Source organism: Microbacterium aureliae (genome assembly GCF_054780155.1).
Map to the genome: position 1 here is coordinate 133020 of NZ_BAAGWW010000002.1, position 21251 is coordinate 154270.

The 21251-nt window shown below is 70.7% G+C and carries 16 protein-coding genes and 1 pseudogene; 10 read left to right on the forward strand and 7 right to left on the reverse strand.

What is annotated here, in order from left to right; genetic code table 11:
- Positions 1-7: 7 nt before the first annotated feature.
- The 3 genes from ACYVF4_RS06610 to ACYVF4_RS06620 all read right to left on the reverse strand — a co-directional run bounded on the left by ACYVF4_RS06610 (position 8) and on the right by ACYVF4_RS06620 (position 5837).
- Complete coding sequence (locus ACYVF4_RS06610) at positions 8-2299, reverse strand: carbon starvation CstA family protein (protein WP_460721004.1); 2292 nt, start codon at positions 2297-2299, stop codon at positions 8-10.
- Between the two features lie 155 nt (positions 2300-2454).
- Positions 2455-4968 carry a DEAD/DEAH box helicase gene (locus ACYVF4_RS06615; protein ID WP_460721006.1) on the reverse strand — a complete coding sequence of 838 codons (2514 nt, stop codon included), beginning with the start codon at positions 4966-4968 and terminating at the stop codon, positions 2455-2457.
- Between the two features lie 20 nt (positions 4969-4988).
- The gene (locus ACYVF4_RS06620) at positions 4989-5837 is read right to left on the reverse strand and encodes an SGNH/GDSL hydrolase family protein (RefSeq protein WP_460721008.1); all 849 of its coding nucleotides are present in this window, start codon (positions 5835-5837) and stop codon (positions 4989-4991) included.
- A gap of 150 nt (positions 5838-5987) precedes the next feature.
- Here ACYVF4_RS06620 and ACYVF4_RS06625 point away from each other — a divergent pair, with 150 nt between their 5' ends.
- On the forward strand, positions 5988-6308 hold the full coding sequence (locus tag ACYVF4_RS06625) for a GNAT family N-acetyltransferase (protein WP_460721010.1): 321 nt from the start codon (positions 5988-5990) through the stop codon (positions 6306-6308).
- Positions 6305-7288, forward strand: a complete 984-nt coding sequence (locus ACYVF4_RS06630) for a pirin family protein (protein WP_460721012.1) — start codon at positions 6305-6307, stop codon at positions 7286-7288. The genes ACYVF4_RS06625 and ACYVF4_RS06630 overlap by 4 nt, the downstream gene beginning before the upstream one ends.
- Before the next feature lie 188 nt (positions 7289-7476).
- Here ACYVF4_RS06630 and ACYVF4_RS06635 read toward each other — a convergent pair whose 3' ends face one another.
- A complete protein-coding gene (locus ACYVF4_RS06635) occupies positions 7477-10065 on the reverse strand; it encodes a S8 family serine peptidase (RefSeq protein WP_460723066.1) in 2589 nt (862 codons plus the stop codon).
- Positions 10066-10128: 63 nt separating this feature from the next.
- Positions 10129-10551 (reverse strand): annotated as a pseudogene (locus tag ACYVF4_RS06640) (S8 family serine peptidase); the annotation flags it as partial.
- Positions 10552-10667: 116 nt separating this feature from the next.
- Between ACYVF4_RS06640 and ACYVF4_RS06645 the strand changes: the two are divergent.
- From ACYVF4_RS06645 to ACYVF4_RS06655, 3 genes are read left to right on the forward strand one after another with little or no spacing between them, the layout of a single operon-like run.
- Positions 10668-11198 carry an ECF transporter S component gene (locus tag ACYVF4_RS06645; RefSeq protein WP_460721014.1) on the forward strand — a complete coding sequence of 177 codons (531 nt, stop codon included), beginning with the start codon at positions 10668-10670 and terminating at the stop codon, positions 11196-11198.
- A 20-nt stretch (positions 11199-11218) separates the two neighbouring features.
- Positions 11219-12937: an ABC transporter ATP-binding protein gene (locus ACYVF4_RS06650; protein WP_460721015.1), complete on the forward strand. Its 1719-nt coding sequence runs from the start codon at positions 11219-11221 to the stop codon at positions 12935-12937.
- On the forward strand, positions 12934-13767 hold the full coding sequence (locus ACYVF4_RS06655) for an energy-coupling factor transporter transmembrane component T family protein (protein WP_460721017.1): 834 nt from the start codon (positions 12934-12936) through the stop codon (positions 13765-13767). Before ACYVF4_RS06650 ends, ACYVF4_RS06655 begins: the two co-directional genes overlap by 4 nt.
- Before the next feature lies 1 nt (position 13768).
- On the opposite strand, the gene ACYVF4_RS06660 is transcribed toward ACYVF4_RS06655, so the two are convergent.
- The gene (locus ACYVF4_RS06660; protein ID WP_460721019.1) at positions 13769-14932 is read right to left on the reverse strand and encodes an acyl-CoA dehydrogenase family protein; all 1164 of its coding nucleotides are present in this window, start codon (positions 14930-14932) and stop codon (positions 13769-13771) included.
- Positions 14933-15102: 170 nt separating this feature from the next.
- Between ACYVF4_RS06660 and ACYVF4_RS06665 the strand changes: the two genes are divergently transcribed.
- The 5 genes from ACYVF4_RS06665 to ACYVF4_RS06685 all read left to right on the forward strand — a co-directional run bounded on the left by ACYVF4_RS06665 (position 15103) and on the right by ACYVF4_RS06685 (position 19222).
- Positions 15103-17193: an intein-containing Rv2578c family radical SAM protein gene (locus ACYVF4_RS06665; protein ID WP_460721021.1), complete on the forward strand. Its 2091-nt coding sequence runs from the start codon at positions 15103-15105 to the stop codon at positions 17191-17193.
- Positions 17194-17208: 15 nt separating this feature from the next.
- Complete coding sequence (locus ACYVF4_RS06670) at positions 17209-17979, forward strand: hypothetical protein (protein WP_460721023.1); 771 nt, start codon at positions 17209-17211, stop codon at positions 17977-17979.
- A gap of 78 nt (positions 17980-18057) precedes the next feature.
- A complete protein-coding gene (locus tag ACYVF4_RS06675) occupies positions 18058-18285 on the forward strand; it encodes a hypothetical protein (RefSeq protein ID WP_460721025.1) in 228 nt (75 codons plus the stop codon).
- 242 nt (positions 18286-18527) lie between these two features.
- Entirely contained in the window at positions 18528-18806 is a 279-nt protein-coding gene (locus tag ACYVF4_RS06680) for a hypothetical protein (protein WP_460721027.1), read from the forward strand.
- Positions 18767-19222: a hypothetical protein gene (locus ACYVF4_RS06685; RefSeq protein WP_460721029.1), complete on the forward strand. Its 456-nt coding sequence runs from the start codon at positions 18767-18769 to the stop codon at positions 19220-19222. The genes ACYVF4_RS06680 and ACYVF4_RS06685 overlap by 40 nt, the downstream gene beginning before the upstream one ends.
- On the opposite strand, the gene ACYVF4_RS06690 is transcribed toward ACYVF4_RS06685, so the two are convergent.
- On the reverse strand, positions 19219-20934 hold the full coding sequence (locus ACYVF4_RS06690; RefSeq protein ID WP_460721031.1) for a DEAD/DEAH box helicase: 1716 nt from the start codon (positions 20932-20934) through the stop codon (positions 19219-19221). The genes ACYVF4_RS06685 and ACYVF4_RS06690 overlap by 4 nt on opposite strands.
- Positions 20935-21251: the final 317 nt, after the last annotated feature.

The following is a 21251-nucleotide window of genomic DNA, read 5'->3' on the forward strand; positions in this document are numbered from 1 at the left end:
CTCGCTCTCAGTGGCCCGAACGAGCAGGCTGCGAGGCCGCCGGGACCTCTGCCCACTGCTTCTCGAGCTCGCGCTCGGCGGGAGTGGCGAGGAACCCGGCCGGGGCGAACCGGCGGGAGGCCACCGGGGTGTCCTCGAGGTTCTCGCCGCCTCCGGCGCGGACGGAGCGGATGGTCGAGACCACGGCGGCGGCGATCACGATGATCGCCAGGGTGACGAACACGATCGACAGGGTCCCCTGCACGGCCGTGTTGCGCACGACCGCCTGCATCGCCTGCACCGACGTCGCCGTGCCGAACGACTCGAGCCCCTCTGCCAGCGCACCCCGGAAGGCGAAGTGGTTGGCCCAGTAGCCCACCTGGGGCACCGGCGAGAAGATCTTGTACATCGACGCGGTGATCGTGACCACGGCCGCGAAGGCCAGCGGCAGCGCGATGATCCACAGCCAGCGGAAGTAGCTGCGTCCGCGCTTGGCGACGATGGCGAGCACCACGGCGAGCGCGATCGCGGCCAGCAGCTGGTTGGCGATGCCGAACAGGGGGAAGAATGTGTTGATGCCCCCGAGCGGGTCGGTGACGCCGAGGATGAGGATCGCGCCCCAGCCGGCCACCATGATCGCCGTGCAGATCCACACCCCGGGTCGCCACGACATGTCGCGGAACTTCGGGGCGAACGCGCCGATCGAGTCCTGCAGCATGAAGCGAGCGACGCGCGTGCCGGCATCCACCGCCGTCAGGATGAACAGTGCCTCGAACATGATCGCGAAGTGGTACCAGAAGGCCATCATCGCCGGGCCGCCGAGGGCCTGCTGCATGATGTTCGCCAGGCCCAGCGCCAGGGTCGGCGCGCCGCCGGTGCGCGAGACGATCGACTCCTCGCCGACGGCGGCGGCCGCCGACGTGAGCATCTCGGGGGTCAGCGCCACCCCCGCCAGGCCCAGCCCGTTGACGAAGGCGACGGCGCCCTCGACGGTTCCGAGCGTGGCGGCCGCGGAAGAGTTCATCGCGAAGTAGATCCCGCGGTCGATCGAGACGGCGGCCACGAGCGCCATGATGGCGACGAAGGACTCCATGATCATGCCGCCGTAGCCGATGAAGCGGGTCTGCCGCTCCTTCTCGACCAGCTTGGGCGTGGTGCCCGAGGCGATGAGGGCGTGGAAGCCGGACAGGGCGCCGCACGCGATCGTCACGAACAGGAACGGGAAGATCGGACCCGAGAACACCGGGCCGAGCTCGCCGCCGGCGAACTCACTGAAGGCCGGGACGGTGATCTCGGGGCGCACCAGCACGATGGCGCCGGCGAGCATGACGATGACGCCGATCTTCATGAAGGTCGACAGGTAGTCGCGCGGGGCCAGCAGCAGCCACACCGGCAGCACGGCGGCGATGAAGCCGTAGACGATGATCCCCCACGCGATGGTGGTGCGGTCGAGGCTGAAGATCTCGGCGCCCCACGGGGTGCCGGCCACCCAGCCGCCGGCGACGATCGCCGCCAGCAGCAGAACGAAGCCGATGAGCGAGATCTCGGTGACCTTGCCGGGGCGCAGATAGCGCAGGTACACGCCCATGAACAGCGCGATCGGGATCGTCATCGAGACGCTGAAGACGCCCCACGGGCTCTCGCCGAGTGCGTTGACGACGACGAGCGCGAGGATCGCGACGATGATCAGCATGATCAGCAGCGAGGCGATGATCGCGGCGGTGCCGCCGATCTTGCCGAGCTCGGCGCGGGCCATCTGGCCGATCGTGCGTCCGCCGCGGCGCATCGAGAAGAACAGCACCAGGTAGTCCTGCACGGCGCCGGCGAGGATGACGCCGACGATGATCCAGATGGTACCGGGGAGGTAGCCCATCTGCGCGGCCAGCACGGGTCCGACGAGCGGGCCGGCGCCGGCGATCGCGGCGAAGTGGTGCCCGTACAGCACGCGACGGTCGGTGGGGACGTAGTCCTTGCCGTCCTGCTTGACCTCGGCGGGGGTCGCCCGGCGGTCGTCCGGGCGCGTGATGTAGCGCTCGATGACCTTCGAGTAGAACCGGTAGCCGATCAGGTACGTGCACACGGCGGCGAAGACGAACCAGATGGCGTTGACGGTCTCGCCGCGGACGATGGCGAGCATCGTCCAGCCCAGCCCGCCGAGCAGCGCGATGGCCACCCACAGCGCGATCTTGGGGATCGTCCAGCGCGACTCACGGCGCTGCTGCTCGGCGGTCAGGGCGACCGGCGGAAGCGTGGGGTCGGGGGCGAGATCGGGCTCTCGCTCGGATACGGCTCGCTCGGAGCCGCGGGGGGCTGCAGTCATCGGAACTCCTCGGTGGACGCGACTTTGCGTGCTGCCAGGCTAGGAACCGCGGGCCCTGCGCCCCGGCGGCCGCGCGCGCTCCGGCGCGGCGATGCGACGAGCGGCGCCGACCCTGCGGCGAACGGCGGCCCGCACGTGCGACGAGCGGTGCGCGTCTACAGCCGGATCACCTCGGTGACGCGGACGACCGCGGCGCCGTTCTCTTCGGATGCCGCGAGGTCGACCTCGCCGCGGATGCGCCAGTCGTGGTCGCCCGCGGGGTCGTCGATGATCTGCTCGACGCGCCAGAGACCCGTCGCCGCGGCATCCGTCTCGTCGATCTCGACCAGGCGCGGCGAGCGGGCGGGCCCGCCAGTGAGGATCTCGTCGTGGTCCTCGAAGTAGGCGTCCAGCGCGGCCGGCCAGTCGACGTCGGGATCGAGGGCGACGAGGTCCTCGTCGCGCTGCAGCGCGGCCAGCTGGACCCGGCGGAAGAGCTCGTTGCGCACCAGCACGACGAAGGCGCGCCGGTTGGTGAGCACCGACGGCGGCGCCGGGGGCACGACCGGCGCCTCGGGGTCGGCCGCGGGGTTCACCAGCGACGCCCACTCGTCGACGAGGCTGGAGTCCACCTGCCGCACGAGCTCGCCGAGCCACTCGATCACGTCGACGAGGTCGTCGGTCTGCGCCTCGGCGGGGACGGTCTGCCGGATCGCGCGGTACGCGTCGCTGAGGTACCGCAGCACCAGGCCCTCGCTGCGGGCGAGCTGGTAGAACGAGATCAGCTCGGCGAACGACAGCGCCCGCTCGAACATGTCCCGCACCACCGACTTCGGCGACAGTTCGAAGTCGCGCACCCACGGCTGGCTCGAGGCGAATACCTCGAACGACTGCGCCAGCAGCTCTGCGAGGGGTTTGGGGTAGGTGACGTCCTCGAGCAGCGCCATGCGCTCGTCGTACTCGATGCCCTCGCGCTTCATCGCCGCGACGGCCTCGCCGCGCGCGAGGAACTGCTGCTGCGAGAGGACGGGCCGGGGGTCGTCGAGCGTGGCCTCGATGACGCTCACGACATCGAGGGCGTAGTGGCCCGTCGCGACCTGCGGGGCGTCGGGGGTGTCGTCGGGCGAAAGCAGCTCGATGGCGGCGAGCGCGAACGGCGACAGCGGCTGGTTGAGGGCGAAATTCGGCTGCAGATCCACCGTCAGGCGGATGCCGGCATCCCCGCTCGTGACGACACCCGCCGTGACGAGCGTGCGGTAGATCGCGATGGCGCGGCGGGCGAGCTCGTACCGGCGGGCGCGCGGCTCGTGGTTGTCGAACACGAGCGACCGGACGTTGGCGACGACGTCGCCGCCGCGTCCGATGACGTTGATGAGCATCGCCGCCGTGAGCTGCAGCTGCGGGACCAGGGGCTCGGGCTCGGCGGCGACGAGGCGCTCGAAGCTCGACTCGCTCCAGTTCACGAACCCCTGCGGCGCCTTCTTGCGGACGACCTTCTTGAGCTTCTTCGGGTCGTCGCCGGCCTTGGCGATCGCGGCGGCGTTCTCGATCTCGTGGTCGGGGGCCATCACGACGACCGTTCCGGCGGTGTCGTAGCCGGCGCGGCCGGCGCGCCCGGCGATCTGGTGGAACTCGCGGGCGCTGAGCTGTCGCATCCGCTGTCCGTCGTACTTCGACAGCGCCGTGATGAGCACGGTGCGGATGGGGACGTTGATGCCGACGCCGAGGGTGTCGGTGCCGCAGATGACGCGGAGCAGGCCCCGCTGGGCGAGGGTCTCGACGAGGCGGCGGTAGCGGGGCAGCATGCCGGCGTGGTGCACGCCGATCCCGGCGCGGACGTATCGCGACAGCGTCCGGCCGAACGCCGTGGTGAAGCGGAAGCCGCCGATCGCCTCGGCGATCTGGTCGCGCTGCTCGCGAGAGACGATCCGGATGCTGGAGAGCGCCTGCGCGCGCTCCATCGCCGCGGCCTGCGAGAAGTGCACGACATAGACCGGCGCCTGGCGCGTGTCGAGGAGTTCGGCGACCGTCTCGTGCACGGGGGTGCGGGCGTACGAGAAGTGCAGCGGAACGGGACGCTCCACCCCCGTGATGCGCGCCGTGGCCCGGCCCGTGCGGCGCGACAGGTCGTCGGCGATCGCGGTGACGTCGCCGAGGGTCGCCGACATCAGGATGAACTGCGCCCGCGGCAGCAGCAGCAGCGGCACCTGCCACGCCCACCCCCGGTCGCTGTCGCCGTAGTAGTGGAACTCGTCCATGACGACCTGGTCGACATCGGCGTCCGCGCCGTGCCGCAGCGCGAGGTTGGCGAGGATCTCGGCCGTGCAGCAGATGATCGGCGCCTCGGGGTTCACCGACGAATCCCCCGTCACCATCCCCACGTTCTCGGGCCCGAAGATGTCGGCGAGCGCGAAGAACTTCTCGCTCACCAGCGCCTTGATGGGCGCGGTGTAGTACGTGCGGCCGCCACGGGCGAGGCTCGCCGCGTGCGCGGCGACGGCCACGAGCGACTTGCCCGTGCCCGTCGGCGTCGAGAGGATCACGTTCGCGCCCGAGACGATCTCGATGATCGCCTCGTCCTGCGCCGGGTAGAGGGTGAGGCCCTGTTCAGCCGCCCAGTCCACGAACCCGAGGTAGGCGGCGTCGGCGTCCGCCCCGCGCGGGATGTGGGAGAGCAGCGGCGAGGGCATCCCCCCACTCTGTCATCGATCTACCGGGGGATCACCGCCGCGACGGCCGCCGCGTAGGCCTGCTGGCCGGCGGCGTTCGGGTGGAAGCTGCGCGCGAACATGACGTCCCCGTTCACCAGGCCGCTGATCCACCGGGTGCCGGAGTCGCACAGGCCGTGGCCGTCGAACGCCGTGGCGACGTCGGCGTAGACGATGCCGGTGTCGCCGAAGAAGTTCGCCTGCGTGACCACCTGCGCGATCGCGCCGTTGACCTGCGCGATGCCGCCGTTCGCGAGCGCCGCCTGCTGCGCCGTCACCGTTGCCCGCTTGCCCTTGAAGGCCCCGACGGTGCACGTGCCCGTGAAGTCGCCGAAGAGCTCGGGGTAGCCGGTCACCACGATGTAGGCGTTCGGCGCCGCTGTCCGCACGGCCAGCAGCAGCGTGCCGAGGTCGTTCGGCAGGCTGGACAGGGCCGCGCTGGCGCCGGCGTACGCGGCGGTGCAGGCATCCTGCGTGCCCAGGCTGCTGCACGCGACCAGCACGCTCTGCCAGTCCGCGTTGTTGATGCCGGCGGTGAGCGTGACGAGCTGGGTCGCCGGTCCGAGGTCGCCCAGCTGCCCGAGCACAGCCGTCGTCGACGCGCCGGAGCACGCGCTCGAGGCCGCGGGCACGCCGAGCCACGAGCCGACGAGCTCGGGATACGCCTTCGCCGACCGCAGGCACTGCAGGTCAAGGTAGGGCTGGTTGCCGGTGCCGGCGGCCTCGGAGTCCCCCAGCGCGACATACGGCGCACCGGTGACCCCATTGGCGTTCGCCGCCGGGGCGCCCGCGAGAACAGCGGCCAGTGCCAGGGCCGCGGCCGTGGCGAGCGTGACAAAGCGTCGCTTCATGATTCTCCCTTGAACCACCGCGCGCGGCCCCCACAGCCGCGGTCTGGTGCTGAGGGTAGACCCGCCGCGAGGGCCGCACCAGAGGGGGCGGGCGCGGTGGCGGAATGCCCGGGGCTTCCGTACGTTGAACTCGACGACGAAGGGATGCCGATGACACACACCGACGCCACCACGACCGTCTCGCGCGACGAGGCGCAGCACCGCTACGAGATCCACGTCGACGACGTGCTCGCCGGATTCACCACGTTCCGGACGGACTCGCGCGGGCGCGTGCTCTTCCCCCACACCGAGGTGGATCCTGCCTTCAAGGGACGCGGGCTCGCGACCATCCTCGTCGCCGAGGCGATGGCCGACTCCGCACGGCGGGGCGACACGATCGTGCCGCACTGCCCGTTCGTGTCGAAGTACCTGCGCGAGAACCCCGTCGACGGTCTGAGCGTCGACTGGCCCGGCGAACCGCACCCCGAATGACCAGGCTCGACACCGACGACGCCGTCGCCGCCGAGTCCGCCTCGGACTGCGATGGGCCGCGCGCCGTGCAGCTCGAGGCGCGCGAGGTGCCGCTCGGCGGCGTCCGTGCGATGTCGGTGCGCCGCGCCCTGCCGCAGCGCGACCTGCCCCTCGTCGGCGCCTGGTGCTTCCTCGACCGCTTCGGCCCCCAGGTGACGAAGATGCGCGTGGAGCCGCATCCGCATATCGGGCTGCAGACGGTCACATGGCCCTTCGCCGGCGAGGTGCGCCACCGCGACTCGATCGGCAGCGACGTGCTCGTGCGCCGCGGTGCGCTGAACATCATGACCAGCGGCGAGGGCATCGCCCACTCCGAGTACTCGGTGGGCGAAGAGGCCGCGGCGCTCGACGCGCTGCAGCTGTGGGTCGCCCTGCCCGAGGGTCGCCGTCACGGCGCCGCCGACTTCGAGCGGCACGAGGACCTGCCGGTCATCGCCTTGACCGCCGATGCCGGCGACGACGGCCGGGCAACGGTCGTCGTCGGCGAGCTCGCCGGCACGTCGTCGCCGGCCACCATGCACACCCCCATCGTGGGCGCCGAGCTTCACCTGGCTCCGGGCTCGCGCGTGCGGCTGCCGCTGCGCCCGGAATGGGAGCACGCGCTGCTGCCCATCGAAGGCGACGCGCGGCTCGTCGACGGTGGGACCGAGGAGCCGCTCGATGTCAAGCACCTGCTCTACCTCGGCATCCGCAGAGACGAGATCGTGATCGCCTCGGATGCCGGTGCCACGCTGTTCCTGCTCGGCGGCGAGCCCTTCGAGGACGAGATCGTCATGTGGTGGAACTTCGTCGCCCGCAGCCACGACGAGATCGTCGCGGCGCGCGAGGCGTGGGAGGCGGCATCCGATCGCTTCGGGCGAGTCGTCGACCACGGCGACGAGCGCATCCCCGCCCCGCCGCTGCCGAACGTGCGGCTGACCCGCCGGCGCCGCCGCCTCTGACGCGGGTCCTCCCCTCGCCGACGGCGACGGGAGGGGATGTCGCCGAAAGCAGTGCCGGATGCCGGAATTCGGCCCTCCCGTGCCCGACATTGCCTCCGCTGCCCGACGGTGAGCGGAGGATCACCGCCGGGGGCGAACGGAAGGGGCGCCCGGGCCGAAGCCCGGACGCCCCCGTCGCGTTGTGGCGCCTACGGCACGTCGACCGAGACCACGGTGCGCACCTGCGAGTCGCCGTAGCGGACGACGCCCAGGTAGTCGCCGGACTCCAGGCCCGACCACGACAGCTCGAACGAGTTGCGAACGCCCTCCTCGACCGGCAGCGGGTTGGGCGTGGCCGTCAGGTCGCCGAGACCGCCCGGGGTCACGACCGCCGAGGTGAGGTCCCACGTGAACGGCGCGCTGTACGAGTACACGTGCGCCTCGACCAGGTAGGTGCCCGCCGTCGGCGCGGTGAGCGTCACCGACTCGTCGGCTGAGCCGGACGCCGACGACCACGTCTCGTAGTACCGCCAGTCCTCAGGGCCGACTACGCGGTAGACGAACAGATCCATGTCGGACCCGGTGTCGTCCGACGAGTCGATCGCGAACTGCGCGAGCTCGGCGCCCTCCTCGACGTCGACGACGTAATAGCTGTAGCCGTCCTCGCCAGCGCCGGTGGTCTCGTCGCCCTCGACCAGCAGGTCCTTGCCGGCCAGGCCCGCGAGGTTCAGCGGCATCTCGCCGGTGAGCCCCGGCGTGATCTCGATGTCGACCGAGCCGTCCGCACCGCTGCCCGAGACCGACGCGGGGGCGTCGGCCGTGACCGGGAAGATCGCGATCGGTGAGCGCACCTCGGTCGCGCCCGAGGTCCAGGTGAGGAACCCCGTCGCCCACTTCTCGACGTCGGCGTCACCCTTGGAGAAGGTGACCGTGAACGACTTGGTCTCGCCCGCCTTGCCGAAGCTCAGCGTGCTGGGCTCCACCGTCGCGTCGACTCCGGGCAGGTCCACCGTGGCGGTGAAGGTGCCCTTCTGCGTCGACGTGACCGAGCGCGTGATCGTCTGCGGGCCCGAGAGCGCGCCGACCCCCATGGAGGCGAGGTTGAGGTCGCTTGCGTCGATCGTCGCCGGGAGGCCGAAGTCGTACAGACCCAGGCCCTGCAGGTACGATGCCCAGTCCCGCGGGCCGTTGAGGTAGAGCAGACCCGGGTCGAAGTACTTCGTCGGGTCGACGTGACCGGCGCCCTGCGCGAACGGATCAGTGTTGTCCGAGCCGTCGGCGTTGACCGAGTTGTACGCGGTCGTCATGAGTGCCGACTTCACCTCGGAGGGAGTGGCCTTCGGCTTCTCACCGAGGTACAGCGCACCCAGGCCCGCCACGTGCGGGGAGGACATCGACGTGCCCGACTTGAAGCCGAAGGTCGACGCCGTTCCGGGCGCGTTGTGCTCGGCGGCGAGGATCGCCACACCCGGCGCGGTGACATCGGGCTTGATGACGTCGCTGCCGTCGGCGAGCATCGGGCCGCGGCTCGAGAAGCCCGCCACCTGCGGGGTCGGGGTCTCGATGCCGGTGGTGTTCTCGCCGACCAGAGTGGCCGTGGCACCCTCGGTGTTCCGGACGTACTCCAGCAGCTCCGCACGGTAGGTGTGTGCGATGTGCACGGTGGGAACCGAATGGAAGTCGTTGTCGAGCGAGCCCGGGTCGACGTTCACGAGGATCATGCCCACGCCACCCTTTTCAGCGACCTCCTGCGACTTCTCGACACGCGCGATCACGCCGCGATCGCAAACGACGATCTTGCCGTCGACCTTCTCCGCGTCGAGCGTGCCTAGGAAGCACATCTCGGCCTCGGTCTGATCGGCGCCGGCCAGCGCGACGTCACCCGCGTACACCACGTCATCGGTGATCGACTCGCCGAACGGCACCGACACCGACGCTCCCGCGGCCTGGAAGCCGTTGGGCAGCTCGACGGTTCCCTCGTAGGTGGGGATCGTCGAGGCGGCGACCGTCATGTACCACGGCGAGGCGTGGTCGGCCGTCGAAGCGCCCGGTCCGGAGTTGCCCGCGCTCGTTGAAACGAAGACGCCGGCCGCAGCGGCGTTGAAGAACGAGATGTCGTCGGGACCGAGGACCGTGGTGGCAGCGCCGCCGCCGATGGAGTAGTTGATGACGTCGACGCCGTCCTCGACAGCCTGGTCGATCGCCCCCAACAGGTCGCTGAGCGCGCAGATGTCATCCGCCGAGCTCAAGACGTTCGGGCCGACCCAGCAGGCCTTGTACGACGCGACCTTCGCGGCCGGTGCGACGCCGGAGATCATGCCGAAGTCGATGCCCTCCACGTTAGCCTGGACACCGAAGTTGCCCGCGGCCGTACCCGCGGTGTGCGATCCGTGACCGTCGCCGTCGAGCGGCGAGAGGTAGTCGGCGCCGAAGTCGAAACCGGCCGCCTTCGCTCCCTCGGAGAAATAGTGTGCACCGATGAGCTTCGTCGAGTAGTCGTCCTCGCTCCAGCCTTCACCCGTCACGCGCTCGGAGCGGAAGAGGTTGCCGTCGGCCTTGTGCATGATGACTTCGTTGCCGAGCAGGTACGGCTCGGTTGCCTTTGCGTTGAGGTCACGCAGCTTCTTCTGGGACTTCAGCGGCTCGCCTGCGAACGAAGGGTTGTCGGCAGCGATGCCCGTGTCGACGACGCCGACGACGACGCCCTTGCCGGCACCCTGGACACCGCCGACGGTCTGCCAGACGCCGCCCTTGCCCTTATCCCCCGCGCCCAGTCCGAGGAACTCCGTGGACGGCACTGCGTGAGGATGACGGACTTCGTCTGCCCAGACGCCGAGGACGTCCTTGTTTCCGCGAAGGGCTGCCGCCTGCTCACCGGTCAGATCAGCGGTGAAGCCATTCAGCGTGACCTGGTAGCCGGCAGCCGCGTCGACGCCGACGCTCTCTGCCACTTTGCGCTGCTCTTTCTTGAGATGCGCGATGTACTTCTGTGAGTTGGGCGCGGCGGCGTCCAACTGCGTGCCCTCCGCCGGTTTCGTCGGTGCGATGCCCGGCATCCCGCCCTCGTAGGTCGCCAGTGGCGCGTCCTTCAGCAGAACGATGTATCGCCCGTCGGGCGCGTCGATCGGAATGGGTCTGTTCACCTCCTCCGCAGTGGCGCCGAAGCTTGCAGTGGCTGTTCCGGTGAACAGTGCGGCGAGTGTGACGACCGCAGCTGCCCTCACGGAGGATCGACCCATTTGTGGCCCCCCAAGGGTGGTGTTCAGAGAGATATTGCGCGACATCGTCGGCGCGCAACGAATGCAAACGTAACTCACAGGTTCCGTTCAGTGAACCGACGATTTGTGAGAATCGCATGAGAGCACTCGCTAGCATTGGGCGTGTGGCGCACGCATCGCGATTGAGCACGAGCATTCTGCTCACCTGCGCGGCGATCGGGGTTGCGACGGGGATTCTGCAGGCGGCCGCCGGCGCGATCAGCCTGCCCGTGTCGGCCACCGTCCCGGTCGTCTACGGGCTGGTCCTCGGCATCCATGTCATGCCCGGTGTCATCGCGCAGGAACTGCTCCGCACGCCATGGGTCGCGCTCATCACCCACCTCGTCGCCGCGCTCGTCGCGAGCGCGGTCGTCCCCCTCTGGATCGGCCGGTACGTCGGTACCGCACTCCTCATCGGGGCGCTGCAGGAGGGGGTCGCGGCGCTCGTCCGGTATCGCCGGTGGGAGCCGTGGCGTTTCTTCGTCTCGGCGGTGATCGTCGGCGTCGTCATCGCCGTGGCGATCTGGATCGCCGCGGACGTCGGCAAGTTCGCCGTGTGGGGGCAGGTGGTCTACGTGGCGCTGTTCCTCGCCGGCCCGGTCCTGTGGACGGCCGTCGGTCTGGGCGTCGGCGCGGCGCTGCGGCGGGCGGGGGTCCCCCGCCGTCGCCGCTGACCCCCGTAGCGTGGGGTACCGTGACCGATGATCCCGCGCTGCTCGTCGCGCGCGACGTGTCGATCACGCACGACGGCGCCCCCGCCGCCTCGCCCCGTGCGGTGTCGCTGTCGGTGGCTCCCGGCGAGGTGGTGCTGCTTCTCGGGCCGAGCGGCTCGGGCAAGTCGACCTTCACGCTCGCGACGAACGGCCTGATCCCCCGGTCGGTCCTTGCGGACGTCGCAGGGACCCTCACCGTCGGCGGCGCGGACGCCGCGACGGCGACGGTCGCCGAGCTCAGCACCCGCGTCGGCATGGTCTTCCAGGATCCCGACGCGCAGCTGGTGACCGGCACCCTGCTCGACGAGGTGGCCTTCGGCCCCGAGAATCTGCGGATGCCGGTGGCCGAGGTGCTCGGGCGCGCCGAGGCGGCGCTGACCGAGGTGGGCCTGTGGTCGCGGCGGCGCGAGAACCCCGACCGGCTGTCCGGCGGCGGCCGCCAGCGGCTCGCGATCGCGTGCGCCCTTGCGATGGGATCGCCGCTGCTGGTGCTGGATGAGCCCACCGCGAACCTCGACCCCCGCGGCGTCGAGGACGTCTACCGCGCGCTGCGGGCCGTCGTGGCAGCCGGGGATCGCGGCATCCTGCTGGTCGAACACGATCTCGACGAGGCGGTCGAGCTCGTCGACCGGGTCGTCGTGCTCGACGCCACCGGCGCCGCGGTGCTCGACGGGACCGTCGACGAGATCGTTCGCGGCGAGGCCGAGCGCCTGCTCGAGCTCGGCGTGTGGCTGCCGGTGACGACGCTCGCCGCGCTGCGGCTGCGACGCGCCGGCTTCCGCCTCGACCCCCTGCCGCTGCGCGGCGACGAGCTCCGCGCGGCGCTGCAGGACGAGCCGCCCCCCGCGGGCCTCGTCCGCCCGCATCCGCCGACGCCCCGGGTGCCGGGCGAGCGGCTCATCGACGTGGCGGGGCTCACCGTCCGCCGCGGCGGGCGGAACGTGCTCGACGACGTCGGCTTCACGGTCACCCGCGGCGAGATCGCGGCGGTGGTGGGGGCCAACGGCGCGGGCAAGACGACGCTGCTGCAGGCCGTCGGCGGGGTCCGCCGCCCGCCGCGCGGCAGCGTGCGGATCGCGGGGCGGGACGTCTCGCGCCTGCCGGAGCGCGCCCTCGCCGACACCGTCGGCTTCGTCTTCCAGAACCCGGAGCACCAGTTCATCGCCCACACGGTCTTCGACGAGCTCGCCCACGGGCTGCGCCTGCGCCACGTACCCGACGCGCAGGTGCGGCGACGCACGACCGAGCTGCTCGAGCGGTTCGGGCTCGACGGGGCCGCACACCGGCATCCGTTCACCCTCTCGGGCGGGCAGAAGCGGCGCCTGTCGGTCGCGACGGCGCTCGTCACCGGGGCCGAGATCCTGCTGCTGGACGAACCGACCTTCGGCCAGGATCGCGAGCGGGCCGAGGAGCTGCTGGCGCTGCTTCATGAGCTGAACGACTCGGGGACGACGATCGTCCTCGTCACCCACGACATGCAGCTCGTCGCCGATCATGCCGACCGCGTGATCGTGCTGACCGACGGTCGGATCGACGGCGACGGCGGGGTGCGTGAGGTGCTCGCGGACGACGCGCTGCTCGACCGCGCGGGGCTCCGGCCGCCGCCGCTCCGGCGGGCGCTGCGCGGAGTCACCGCCCACCCCGTGATCGCCGACGCGGTGCGACTGACCGACCTGCCCGTCGCCGGAGGGGGCGCATGACCGGGCCGGTGCTGTCGACTCAGGCCGCCCGCGCGCGCGTGGACCCGTACGCCGAGCGGGTGGCCGCCTCGCCCCTGCGCTTCCTCTACGGCCTGAATCCGCTGGCCAAGCTGCTCGCGCCGGTCCCCGCCATGACGCTCGTGGCCGTCACGCGGGATCTCGCGACACCGGCGGCCTTCCTGGGACTGGCCGCGGCGCTGCTGCTCGTCGGCGTCAGCTTCACGCCGAGACTCGTCGCGGTGCTGCTCGCCGGCATCCCGCTGACGGTCGCCGCGGTCGGCGTCGGGTTCTCGCTGTGGGTGGATGCCGGGGCGGTCGACCATACGGCGGAGCTCTGGCGCATCGGATCCTGGGTGCTGTACGCAGGCGCCCTCGAGGTCGGGTTCGCCACGGGGCTCCGCATCGCCGCGATCATCGCGCTCGCCCTGATCGTGGGCCTGTCGACGACCGGACCCGACCTCGTGCGGGCGGGCGTCCAGCAGCTGCGGGTGCCGTACCGCATCGGATACACCGCACTGGCGGCTTTCCGCTTCGTGCCGCGGTTCGGGCACGAGCTCGAGGTGATCCGCCACGCCCACCGGGTGCGGGGCGCGCGCCGCGGGCGGGGCCCCTTCGCCGCCGTCGCCCGGTGGTCGGGGTACGCCGTCCCGCTGCTGGCGGGCGCCATCCGCCACGCCGAGCGGGTCGCCCTCGCGATGGACGCGCGCGCGTTCGGCGCCTACCCCGACCGGACCGAGCGCCACGTGGTCCCGTGGCGGACCCGCGACACGGTGTTCACCGCGACCTTCGTCGCGGCATCCGTCGCCCTCTTCTGGGTGTTCGCGGTGTGAGCTACTTCTTGCCGGCCAGCTGCCGCCCGACGATCTCGCGCATGATCTCGTTCGTGCCGCCGTAGATGCGGTGGACGCGGGCGTCGAGGAACGCCCGTGCGATCGGGTACTCGGTGATGTAGCCGTAGCCGCCGAAGAGCTGCACGCAGGTGTCGAGCACCTCCCACTCGCGCTCGGTCGCCCAGAACTTCACCTTCGCGGCCTCTTCGGCCGTGAGCTTGCCGTCCTTGTAGGCCAGCAGCGCGCGGTCGAGGTACGCCCACAGCGCGTCGACGGTCACCGCGACGTCGGCGAGCTTGAAGCGGCTGTTCTGGAAGTCGATGATGCGCTCGCCGAACGCCTCGCGGTCCTTCGTGTAGACGAGGGTCCAGTCCAGCGCCGCCTGCGCGGCGGCCGCCCCGGCGACGCCGATCGACAGGCGCTCGAGGGGCAGGTTCATCATGAGCTGCACGAAGCCCATGCCCTCTCGGCCGCTGATGAGGTTCTCTTCGGGGACGAACACGTCGCTGAACGACAGCTCGGCGGTGTCGTGCCCCTGGAAGCCCATCTTGTGCAGCTTCTTGCCGTGGTCGAACCCCTCGGAGCCGCTCTCGATCAGCAGCAGGCTGAAGGCGTCGGGACGCGTGCCCTCGCCCGTCTTGACGAAGGTGACGACCACGTCGGCGGTCTTGCCCGACGAGATGAACGTCTTCGCGCCGTTGACGAGGTAGCCGCCGTCGACCTTCTTGGCCGTCGTCTTGATGCCCCGCAGGTCGCTGCCCGCGCCAGGCTCGGTCATCGCCAGGGCGCCGAGGATCTCGCCGGTGGCCATGCCCGGCAGCCACTTCTGCTTCTGCTCCTGGGTGCCCATGTGGACGAGGTAGGGGATGGCGAGGTCGTCCTGGATGCCGAATGCCCCGGCCAGGGATCCGGCGCCGGCGGCGATGACCTCTTCCATCACCACGGTGCGGAACCGGTAGTCCTGCAGCATGCCGGCGCCGCCGAACTCCTCGGGGACCGAGAGCCCGATGATGCCCGCATCACCGGCTGCCCGCATGGTCGCGCGGTCGATCTCGCCGTCGGCATCCCACTGCTCTCGCTTGGCGTTCGTGACGTAGCGCTTGCAGAATTCCCGGACGACGTCCCGGAACGCCTCGTGGTCCTCGTCGTAGATGTCGCGTTCCATGGCGCCCCTCCGTTGTGGCATCAGATGTCACTGACCATGGTACGCAGTTCCACGATGTCGGTGCAGGACCAACGACCCTCCGCTCGGCGACGGGGAAGGGAGGGGGTCTCGTGCGAAGGTGTGCGCGCTACTCCTTGACAGATGTTCGTGCTTATGTTCGACTGATCGGCATGCGGTGGCGGGGACAGCAGCTGGGTCAGGCGGATGCCGCGGCCCTGCCCGGCCTCGAGAGCCTCAACTCACTGGTGCGGTCGGTGACGACCCCCGAGTTCGCCGACGTGACGTTCCACGAGGTGCTGTGCAAGTCCGCACTGAATCACGTGCCGTCCTCGTCGGCGATGCCGTTCAACTGGACGATCAATCCGTATCGAGGATGCACTCATGCCTGCAGCTACTGCCTGGCACCCGAGACGCTCGTGCTCCTGGCGGACGGTCGATCCCGGCCGATCGGCGAGCTCGCGGTCGGCGACGAGATCATCGGCACGGACCTCCGAGGCGCCTACCGCCGATATGTGAGGACCCAGGTCCGAGCGCGCTGGACGACGCGCAAGCGCGCATACCGTGTGACGCTCGCGGACGGAACCGAAATCGTGGCCAGTGGCGACCATCGGTTCCTCACCGAACGCGGATGGAAGCACGTGACCGGGGCCATGCAGGGCCGGGAGCAGCGACCCTATCTGACGACGAACAACCGACTTCAGGGGTTCGGCATGGGCGGACCGGCGAAGTCGGTCGACGCAACCGGCGTGGACTTCCGCCGCGGGTATCTGGCCGGCATGATCCGCGGCGACGGGATGATCTTCCACCGCACCTACGTCGACGCCGACCGCGTTCGAAGCATCCACCGATTCCGGCTGGCGCTGGCAGACGTCGAGGCGCTCGAACGCACGCGCGTCCTCCTCCGGGACGAAGGAGTGGCCACCCAGGTCCGGTCCTTCATGACCGCCATGGCGACCCGCCGCGCGATGACCGCCATCCAGACAGCACGGCACGCCGACGTCGCCCGCATCGAGGAGCTGATCGCGAGTCCGGAGAATCCCTCGGACCAATGGTTCGCAGGGTTCCTGTCGGGGATCTTCGACGCAGAGGGATCGCACTCTCGCGGCATCCTCCGGATATCGAACAAGGACGCTGACCTCCTCGATCACATCCAAGAAGGACTGTCGCGATTCGATGTCGGACACGTGCGCGAACCCGCGAGTCCGAACGGGGTGGTGAGCATTCGCGTCACCGGTGGGCTCGGAGCACGCCAGCGTCTGTTCCGTCTCATCGAACCCGCGATCACGCGGAAGCTCGAGCTCGCCGGCGCAGCCGTGAAGACCTACGGTGATCTCGGCGTGACCAGCGTCGAGGACCTCGGGTACGAGATCGAGATGGTCGACATCACGACGGGCACGGGTGACTTCATCGCGAACGGCGTCATCAGCCACAACTGCTTCGCTCGGGGCACGCACGAGTACCTCGAACTCGACGCCGGGCGGGACTTCGACACCCAGGTCATCGTGAAGATCAACGTCGAGGACGTGCTGCGCAAGGAGCTCGCGCGCGGCAGCTGGCAGCGGGAGTCGGTCGCCCTCGGCACAAACACCGACCCCTATCAGCGAGCCGAAGGCCGCTACCGGCTGATGCCGGGGATCATCGGCGCGCTCACCGAGTCCGGCACGCCCTTCTCGGTGCTCACCAAGGGAACGCTGCTGCGGCGGGATCTTCCCCTGCTGCGCGAGGCGTCGGCATCCGTACCCCTGTCGCTGGCGATGTCGATCGCCGTCTTCGACGACGAGCTGCAGAGGCTCGTCGAGCCCGGAACGCCGTCCGCCGCCGCGCGCCTCGAGACGGTGCGCGCGGCGACCGAGGCCGGCTTCCGGGTGACGGTGTTCCTGATGCCCGTCTTGCCCCACCTGACCGACTCGATCGCCGCCCTCGATCACGCCCTCTCGAGCATCAGGGATGCCGGTGCGGTGCGCGTGATCTACGGCGCGCTGCATCTTCGCCCCGGCGCGAAGCAGTGGTTCTTCACGTGGCTCGAGCAGCACCGCCCGGACCTGGTGTCGGCGTACCGGGGACTGTATCCGGGAGCTGCGGCGACCGCCCCGAAGGGCTATCGGTCGTGGCTCGCCAAACGGGTACGGCCGCTGCTGCGCGTCCACCGGCTCGATGGCCGGGAAGAGGACGAACCCGTCCGCGGTCCGGCACGCGCCGCGACGCCCGGGCCGGTCGTGACGACAACGCTCGGGCGGCAGACGGTGAACGCGCTGTTCTGATGACAGGATGAACCCGTGGGTGACGGCGCGGTCGATGAGCTGCGGATGCTTCGCGCCCGCGCGTATGGTCCGGATGCCGACATCCTCGACGACGCCGACGCGCTGGAGCGACTTCGCGAACTCGAGGATGAGGCGCGTCGCGCCGCCCTCGATGCGCCTGCGCCCGCGGCTGCGCCGACTCCCGCGACTCCCCCGCCTGCCCGTGTCGAGAGCGCCGCGGACGACGGCACCACGTCGCTCGCGGATGCCGCTCCCGACCTCGCGCCCGACGACGTCGACGTCGACCCCGCCGGTCCCGTCATCGCCACCCCGCGCCGGCGGTGGTACCGCCTCCTCACACCGCGCCGCCTCGCCCTGCTGTGGGTGGTCTCGCTGGTCTTCGCCGGGCTCGTCGCGTCGGCGGTGACACTGGCGCTCACCTCGGACGGCCACCGCGAAGTCGCCGTGCTCCAGGAGGCGGAGGATGCGGAGTGGCCCACGAACATCTTCGGCACCAAGGCCAACGGCGCCGCCGTGTTCGAGGATCTCGCCGGGCTGATGGTCGTCGCGATGCCCGGGTGGAGCCCCGGCGCGGCGGAAGCGATGTGCCTTTACGTTGTGGATTCGAACCCCGCGAGGGGCAGCATCTCGACGGGCGGCTGCGCGGCCGGCTCGTTCCCCGCCACCGGCGCCCTGACGGTCACCACCTCCTCGCCGCGGGAACTGCGTGACCGGTTCGAGCTCGGCGTCTCGCTGCAGTTCATCCTCGAAGGGGACCGCGTGCGCGTCCTCTCCGACACTCCCTGAGTCGACGCGCACCGCCCGCGCTTCGTCTCGTCGCTTCGCTCCTCGCTCAGCGACCGGGTCCTCCCACGCCGCACCACCGTGCGCTTCGTCTCGTCGCTGCGCTCCTCGCTCAGCGACCGGGTCCTGTGCGGACGCCTGCGCACGGGACGGCCGGCGGCGCGCGCCGTGAAGGACGCCTACCGGCGCGTCCGGGACGACGAATCGGTGAGGGATGCCGCGGTCGTCGTTCGCGACGACCTGCGGCGCGCCGGGGGCGCGGCACGCGCCGCGCACGAGCTGGAGCGGCTGGTGCGCGGCGGTCGCTGAACGCGGCGCTTCGTCTCGTCGCTGCGCTCCTCGCTCAGCGACCGCGGGGTTCCGGACGCTGAGCGAGCGAAGCGAGACGAAGCGCCCCGCACCACCCGCGCTTCGTCTCGTCGCTGCGCTCCTCGCTCAGCGAGCGCGGGGTTCCGGACGCTGAGCGAGCGAAGCGAGACGAAGCGCGCCGACCACCGGGTCCTCGCACCGCGCGCCTTCCGCGGCGGGGGCGGCGGTGTCACGATGTGAACGTGGGCGAGGACGCTTCCGACGAGCTTCGCGCGCTGCGGGCGCGCGCGTACGGTCCCGGCGCCGACATCTCGTCGGATCCGGACGCGTTGCGGCGCCTCGCCGAACTCGAAGCCCGCACCCGCGCGCCCCTCGCCGAGACCGAACGCGAGCTCGCACCCCCGCCCGAACAGGCCCGCCCCCGTCGCCCATCCCCGAGCCGGTCGAACCGGCATCCGCCGCCCGCCCCCGGCGCACCCGCGTGCGTGTCGCTCTGCTGGTGGCCGCCGCCGTCGTGCTGACCGCGGTCGTCGCCTCGGCGGCGACGCTCTCGCTGACGGATGACGGCCCGCCGCGGGTGGCGACCCTCGCCGCAGTCCCGGATGCGGAATGGCCGGCGCAGTTCAGGGGCGCCGACGTGGGCGACGCGGCGGTGTTCGAGACCTTCGAGGGGATGACGGTCGTGTCGATGCAGCGCGGCATCCGAGGCCCCGGCAGCGACGCGATGTGCCTGTACCTGGTGGGCGGCGCGCCGCTGTATCCGACGATGATGTGCAGCGTCGGCGAGTTTCCCGCCACCACGGTTGTGCTGGTGGGCGGGGACTCGCCGGAGCCGTTGCGCACGCGCTTCAGAGACGGCACCGCGCTGCAGTTCGTTCTCGACGGCGGCGCCGTGCAGGTGTATGCGATCGAGCCGACGCCGGCTCCGGCGGGTTAGCCGATCGTCGGGTCGATCTGCCGGCCGCTGAGCTCTTCGAGCAGGTCGTCGCCGGGACGAACCTCGTCGAAGGGCGCGTCGATCTCGGCACGCTCCAGCAGCTCGCTCATCCGGCGGCGACGCTGACGCGTGATCAGGGTCACGACGGTGCCGGCACGACCGGCACGACCGGTGCGCCCCGAGCGGTGCAGGTACGTCTTGTACTCGTCGGGCGCGTCCGCCTGGATCACCAGATCGATGTCGTCCACGTGGATGCCGCGCGCGGCGACGTCCGTCGCGACGAGCACGTTGACGCGTCCCGAGGTGAGCTTCTCGAGATTGCGGGTCCGCTTGGCCTGGTTCAGGTCGCCGTGCAGAGCGAGGGCCCGGATGCCGGCATCGTCGAACTGCTCGGCGAGCATCTCGGCGAAGGCGCGCGTACGCGAGAACACCAGCGTCTTGCCCTCGCGGTCCACCAGGGAGCGCAGGATCTCGGCCTTGTCGCGGTGGTCGAGGACGAGCACGCGGTGCTCGATCGTGCCCGTCTGCTGGTCCTCGCCGGCGACCTCGTAGACCTCGGGGTCCACGAGGAACTCGTCGACGAGCGCTGCCACCTCGCGGTCCAGCGTCGCCGAGAACAGCAGCTTCTGGCTGCCCGGCGCGGTCAGCCGCAGGATGCGCTGCACCGGCTCGAGGAAGCCGAGCTCGCACATGTGGTCGGCCTCGTCGAGGACGGCGACACTGATCTCGGACAGGTCGAGCTTGCCCTGTTCGGCGAGGTCCTCGATGCGCCCGGGGGTGCCGATGACGATGTCGACGCCCTTCTTCAGCGCGCCGACCTGGCGGCCCTGGGGAACGCCGCCGTAGACCTGCGTGGTGAAGAGGCCGACGCTGCGCGCGATCGGCTGGATCGTGCGGTCGATCTGGAGCGCGAGCTCGCGGGTCGGAGCGAGGATGAGTGCGCGAGGCGAGCGGCCGAACGCTCGGCGCGTCCCCGCCTGCGACCGCAGGATCGCCTCGACCAGCGGGGCGCCGAACGCGATGGTCTTGCCCGAGCCCGTGCGACCGCGGGCCAGGACGTCCTTGCCATGGAGGATCGGACCGACGGTCGCGGCCTGGATCGGAAACGGCGCCGTGGCGCCGAGTTCGGCGAGGACGCGAACGATGTTCTGACCGAGCCCGAGTTCGCCGAACGAGGTCGCGACGTCCTGCGCCTGCACCGCCTGCGCCTGCAGACGCTCGTGGACGACGTCGACACGATCCTCGTGGGCGCCCTCGCGGACCGGAGCCCGCTCGTCGCGACGGGGACGGTCATCGAAGGAACGACGGGGGCGGTCATCGAACGACCGACGAGGGCGGTCATCGAACGAACGACGAGGACGGTCATCGAAGGAACGACGGGGCGCGTCCTCCCGACGAGGACGGTCATCGAACGAGCGACGGGGACGGTTCTCGGACGGACGGCGCGCAGCACCGTCGCGCGCGTGGGTGCGGATGCCGCGGGCCTCGTCGCGCCCGGCGCGCTCCTGGGCGGTCCACCGGCGCTTCGGCTGTGCAGATTCCGCGGCCTCGGGGCGGTGACCGCGGTGACCAGCGCTCCGGCTGCCCGGCTTGCCCGACGAGGATTCGCCGGGACGGCGCTTGCGGTCCTGGAACGACGTCTTCGCGCCGTAGCGGGGCTCGAAGTTCTTCGCGGCGCGGCCGCCGGCGGGCTTCTTGTTCTTGGGGCTCATGAATCTCTCTGCTCTCTCGCACGAGAACAGCGCCGGGCGCACGCGGCCCTCACGAGTGCGGGCGAAGCGGATCCGAGGCCGTTCACGGTGATGGTCGTCGGGGCGGATTCGCCCCCACCATCGGCCCCGGGACTCACAGATTCACAACCGCGCATACCAGACGACGCGCGATGTCCTGAGCCGACATTGCATTGTACCGGCGGTTTGCTGAGAGACTACAGACGCAGACCTGGGGCGGACGACGATAGCATTCGTCAAAAGCGAGTGCCGTCATGCTAGGGGGAATAGCGGGCCAGCGGCGCCACCCGCTTCGGCGA

What these genes read in the sequence shown, in the direction of transcription:
- ACYVF4_RS06615 (WP_460721006.1), bottom strand. Translation starts at nt 4,968, where the DNA reads ATGCCCTCGCCGCTGCTCTCCCACATCCCGCGCGGGGCGGACGCCGAC.
- ACYVF4_RS06620 (WP_460721008.1), bottom strand. Translation starts at nt 5,837, where the DNA reads ATGAAGCGACGCTTTGTCACGCTCGCCACGGCCGCGGCCCTGGCACTG.
- ACYVF4_RS06660 (WP_460721019.1), bottom strand. Translation starts at nt 14,932, where the DNA reads ATGGAACGCGACATCTACGACGAGGACCACGAGGCGTTCCGGGACGTC.
- ACYVF4_RS06690 (WP_460721031.1), bottom strand. Translation starts at nt 20,934, where the DNA reads ATGAGCCCCAAGAACAAGAAGCCCGCCGGCGGCCGCGCCGCGAAGAAC.
- ACYVF4_RS06625 (WP_460721010.1), top strand. Translation starts at nt 5,988, where the DNA reads ATGACACACACCGACGCCACCACGACCGTCTCGCGCGACGAGGCGCAG.
- ACYVF4_RS06665 (WP_460721021.1), top strand. Translation starts at nt 15,103, where the DNA reads ATGCGGTGGCGGGGACAGCAGCTGGGTCAGGCGGATGCCGCGGCCCTG.
- ACYVF4_RS06610 (WP_460721004.1), bottom strand. Translation starts at nt 2,299, where the DNA reads ATGACTGCAGCCCCCCGCGGCTCCGAGCGAGCCGTATCCGAGCGAGAG.
- ACYVF4_RS06655 (WP_460721017.1), top strand. Translation starts at nt 12,934, where the DNA reads ATGACCGGGCCGGTGCTGTCGACTCAGGCCGCCCGCGCGCGCGTGGAC.
- ACYVF4_RS06630 (WP_460721012.1), top strand. Translation starts at nt 6,305, where the DNA reads ATGACCAGGCTCGACACCGACGACGCCGTCGCCGCCGAGTCCGCCTCG.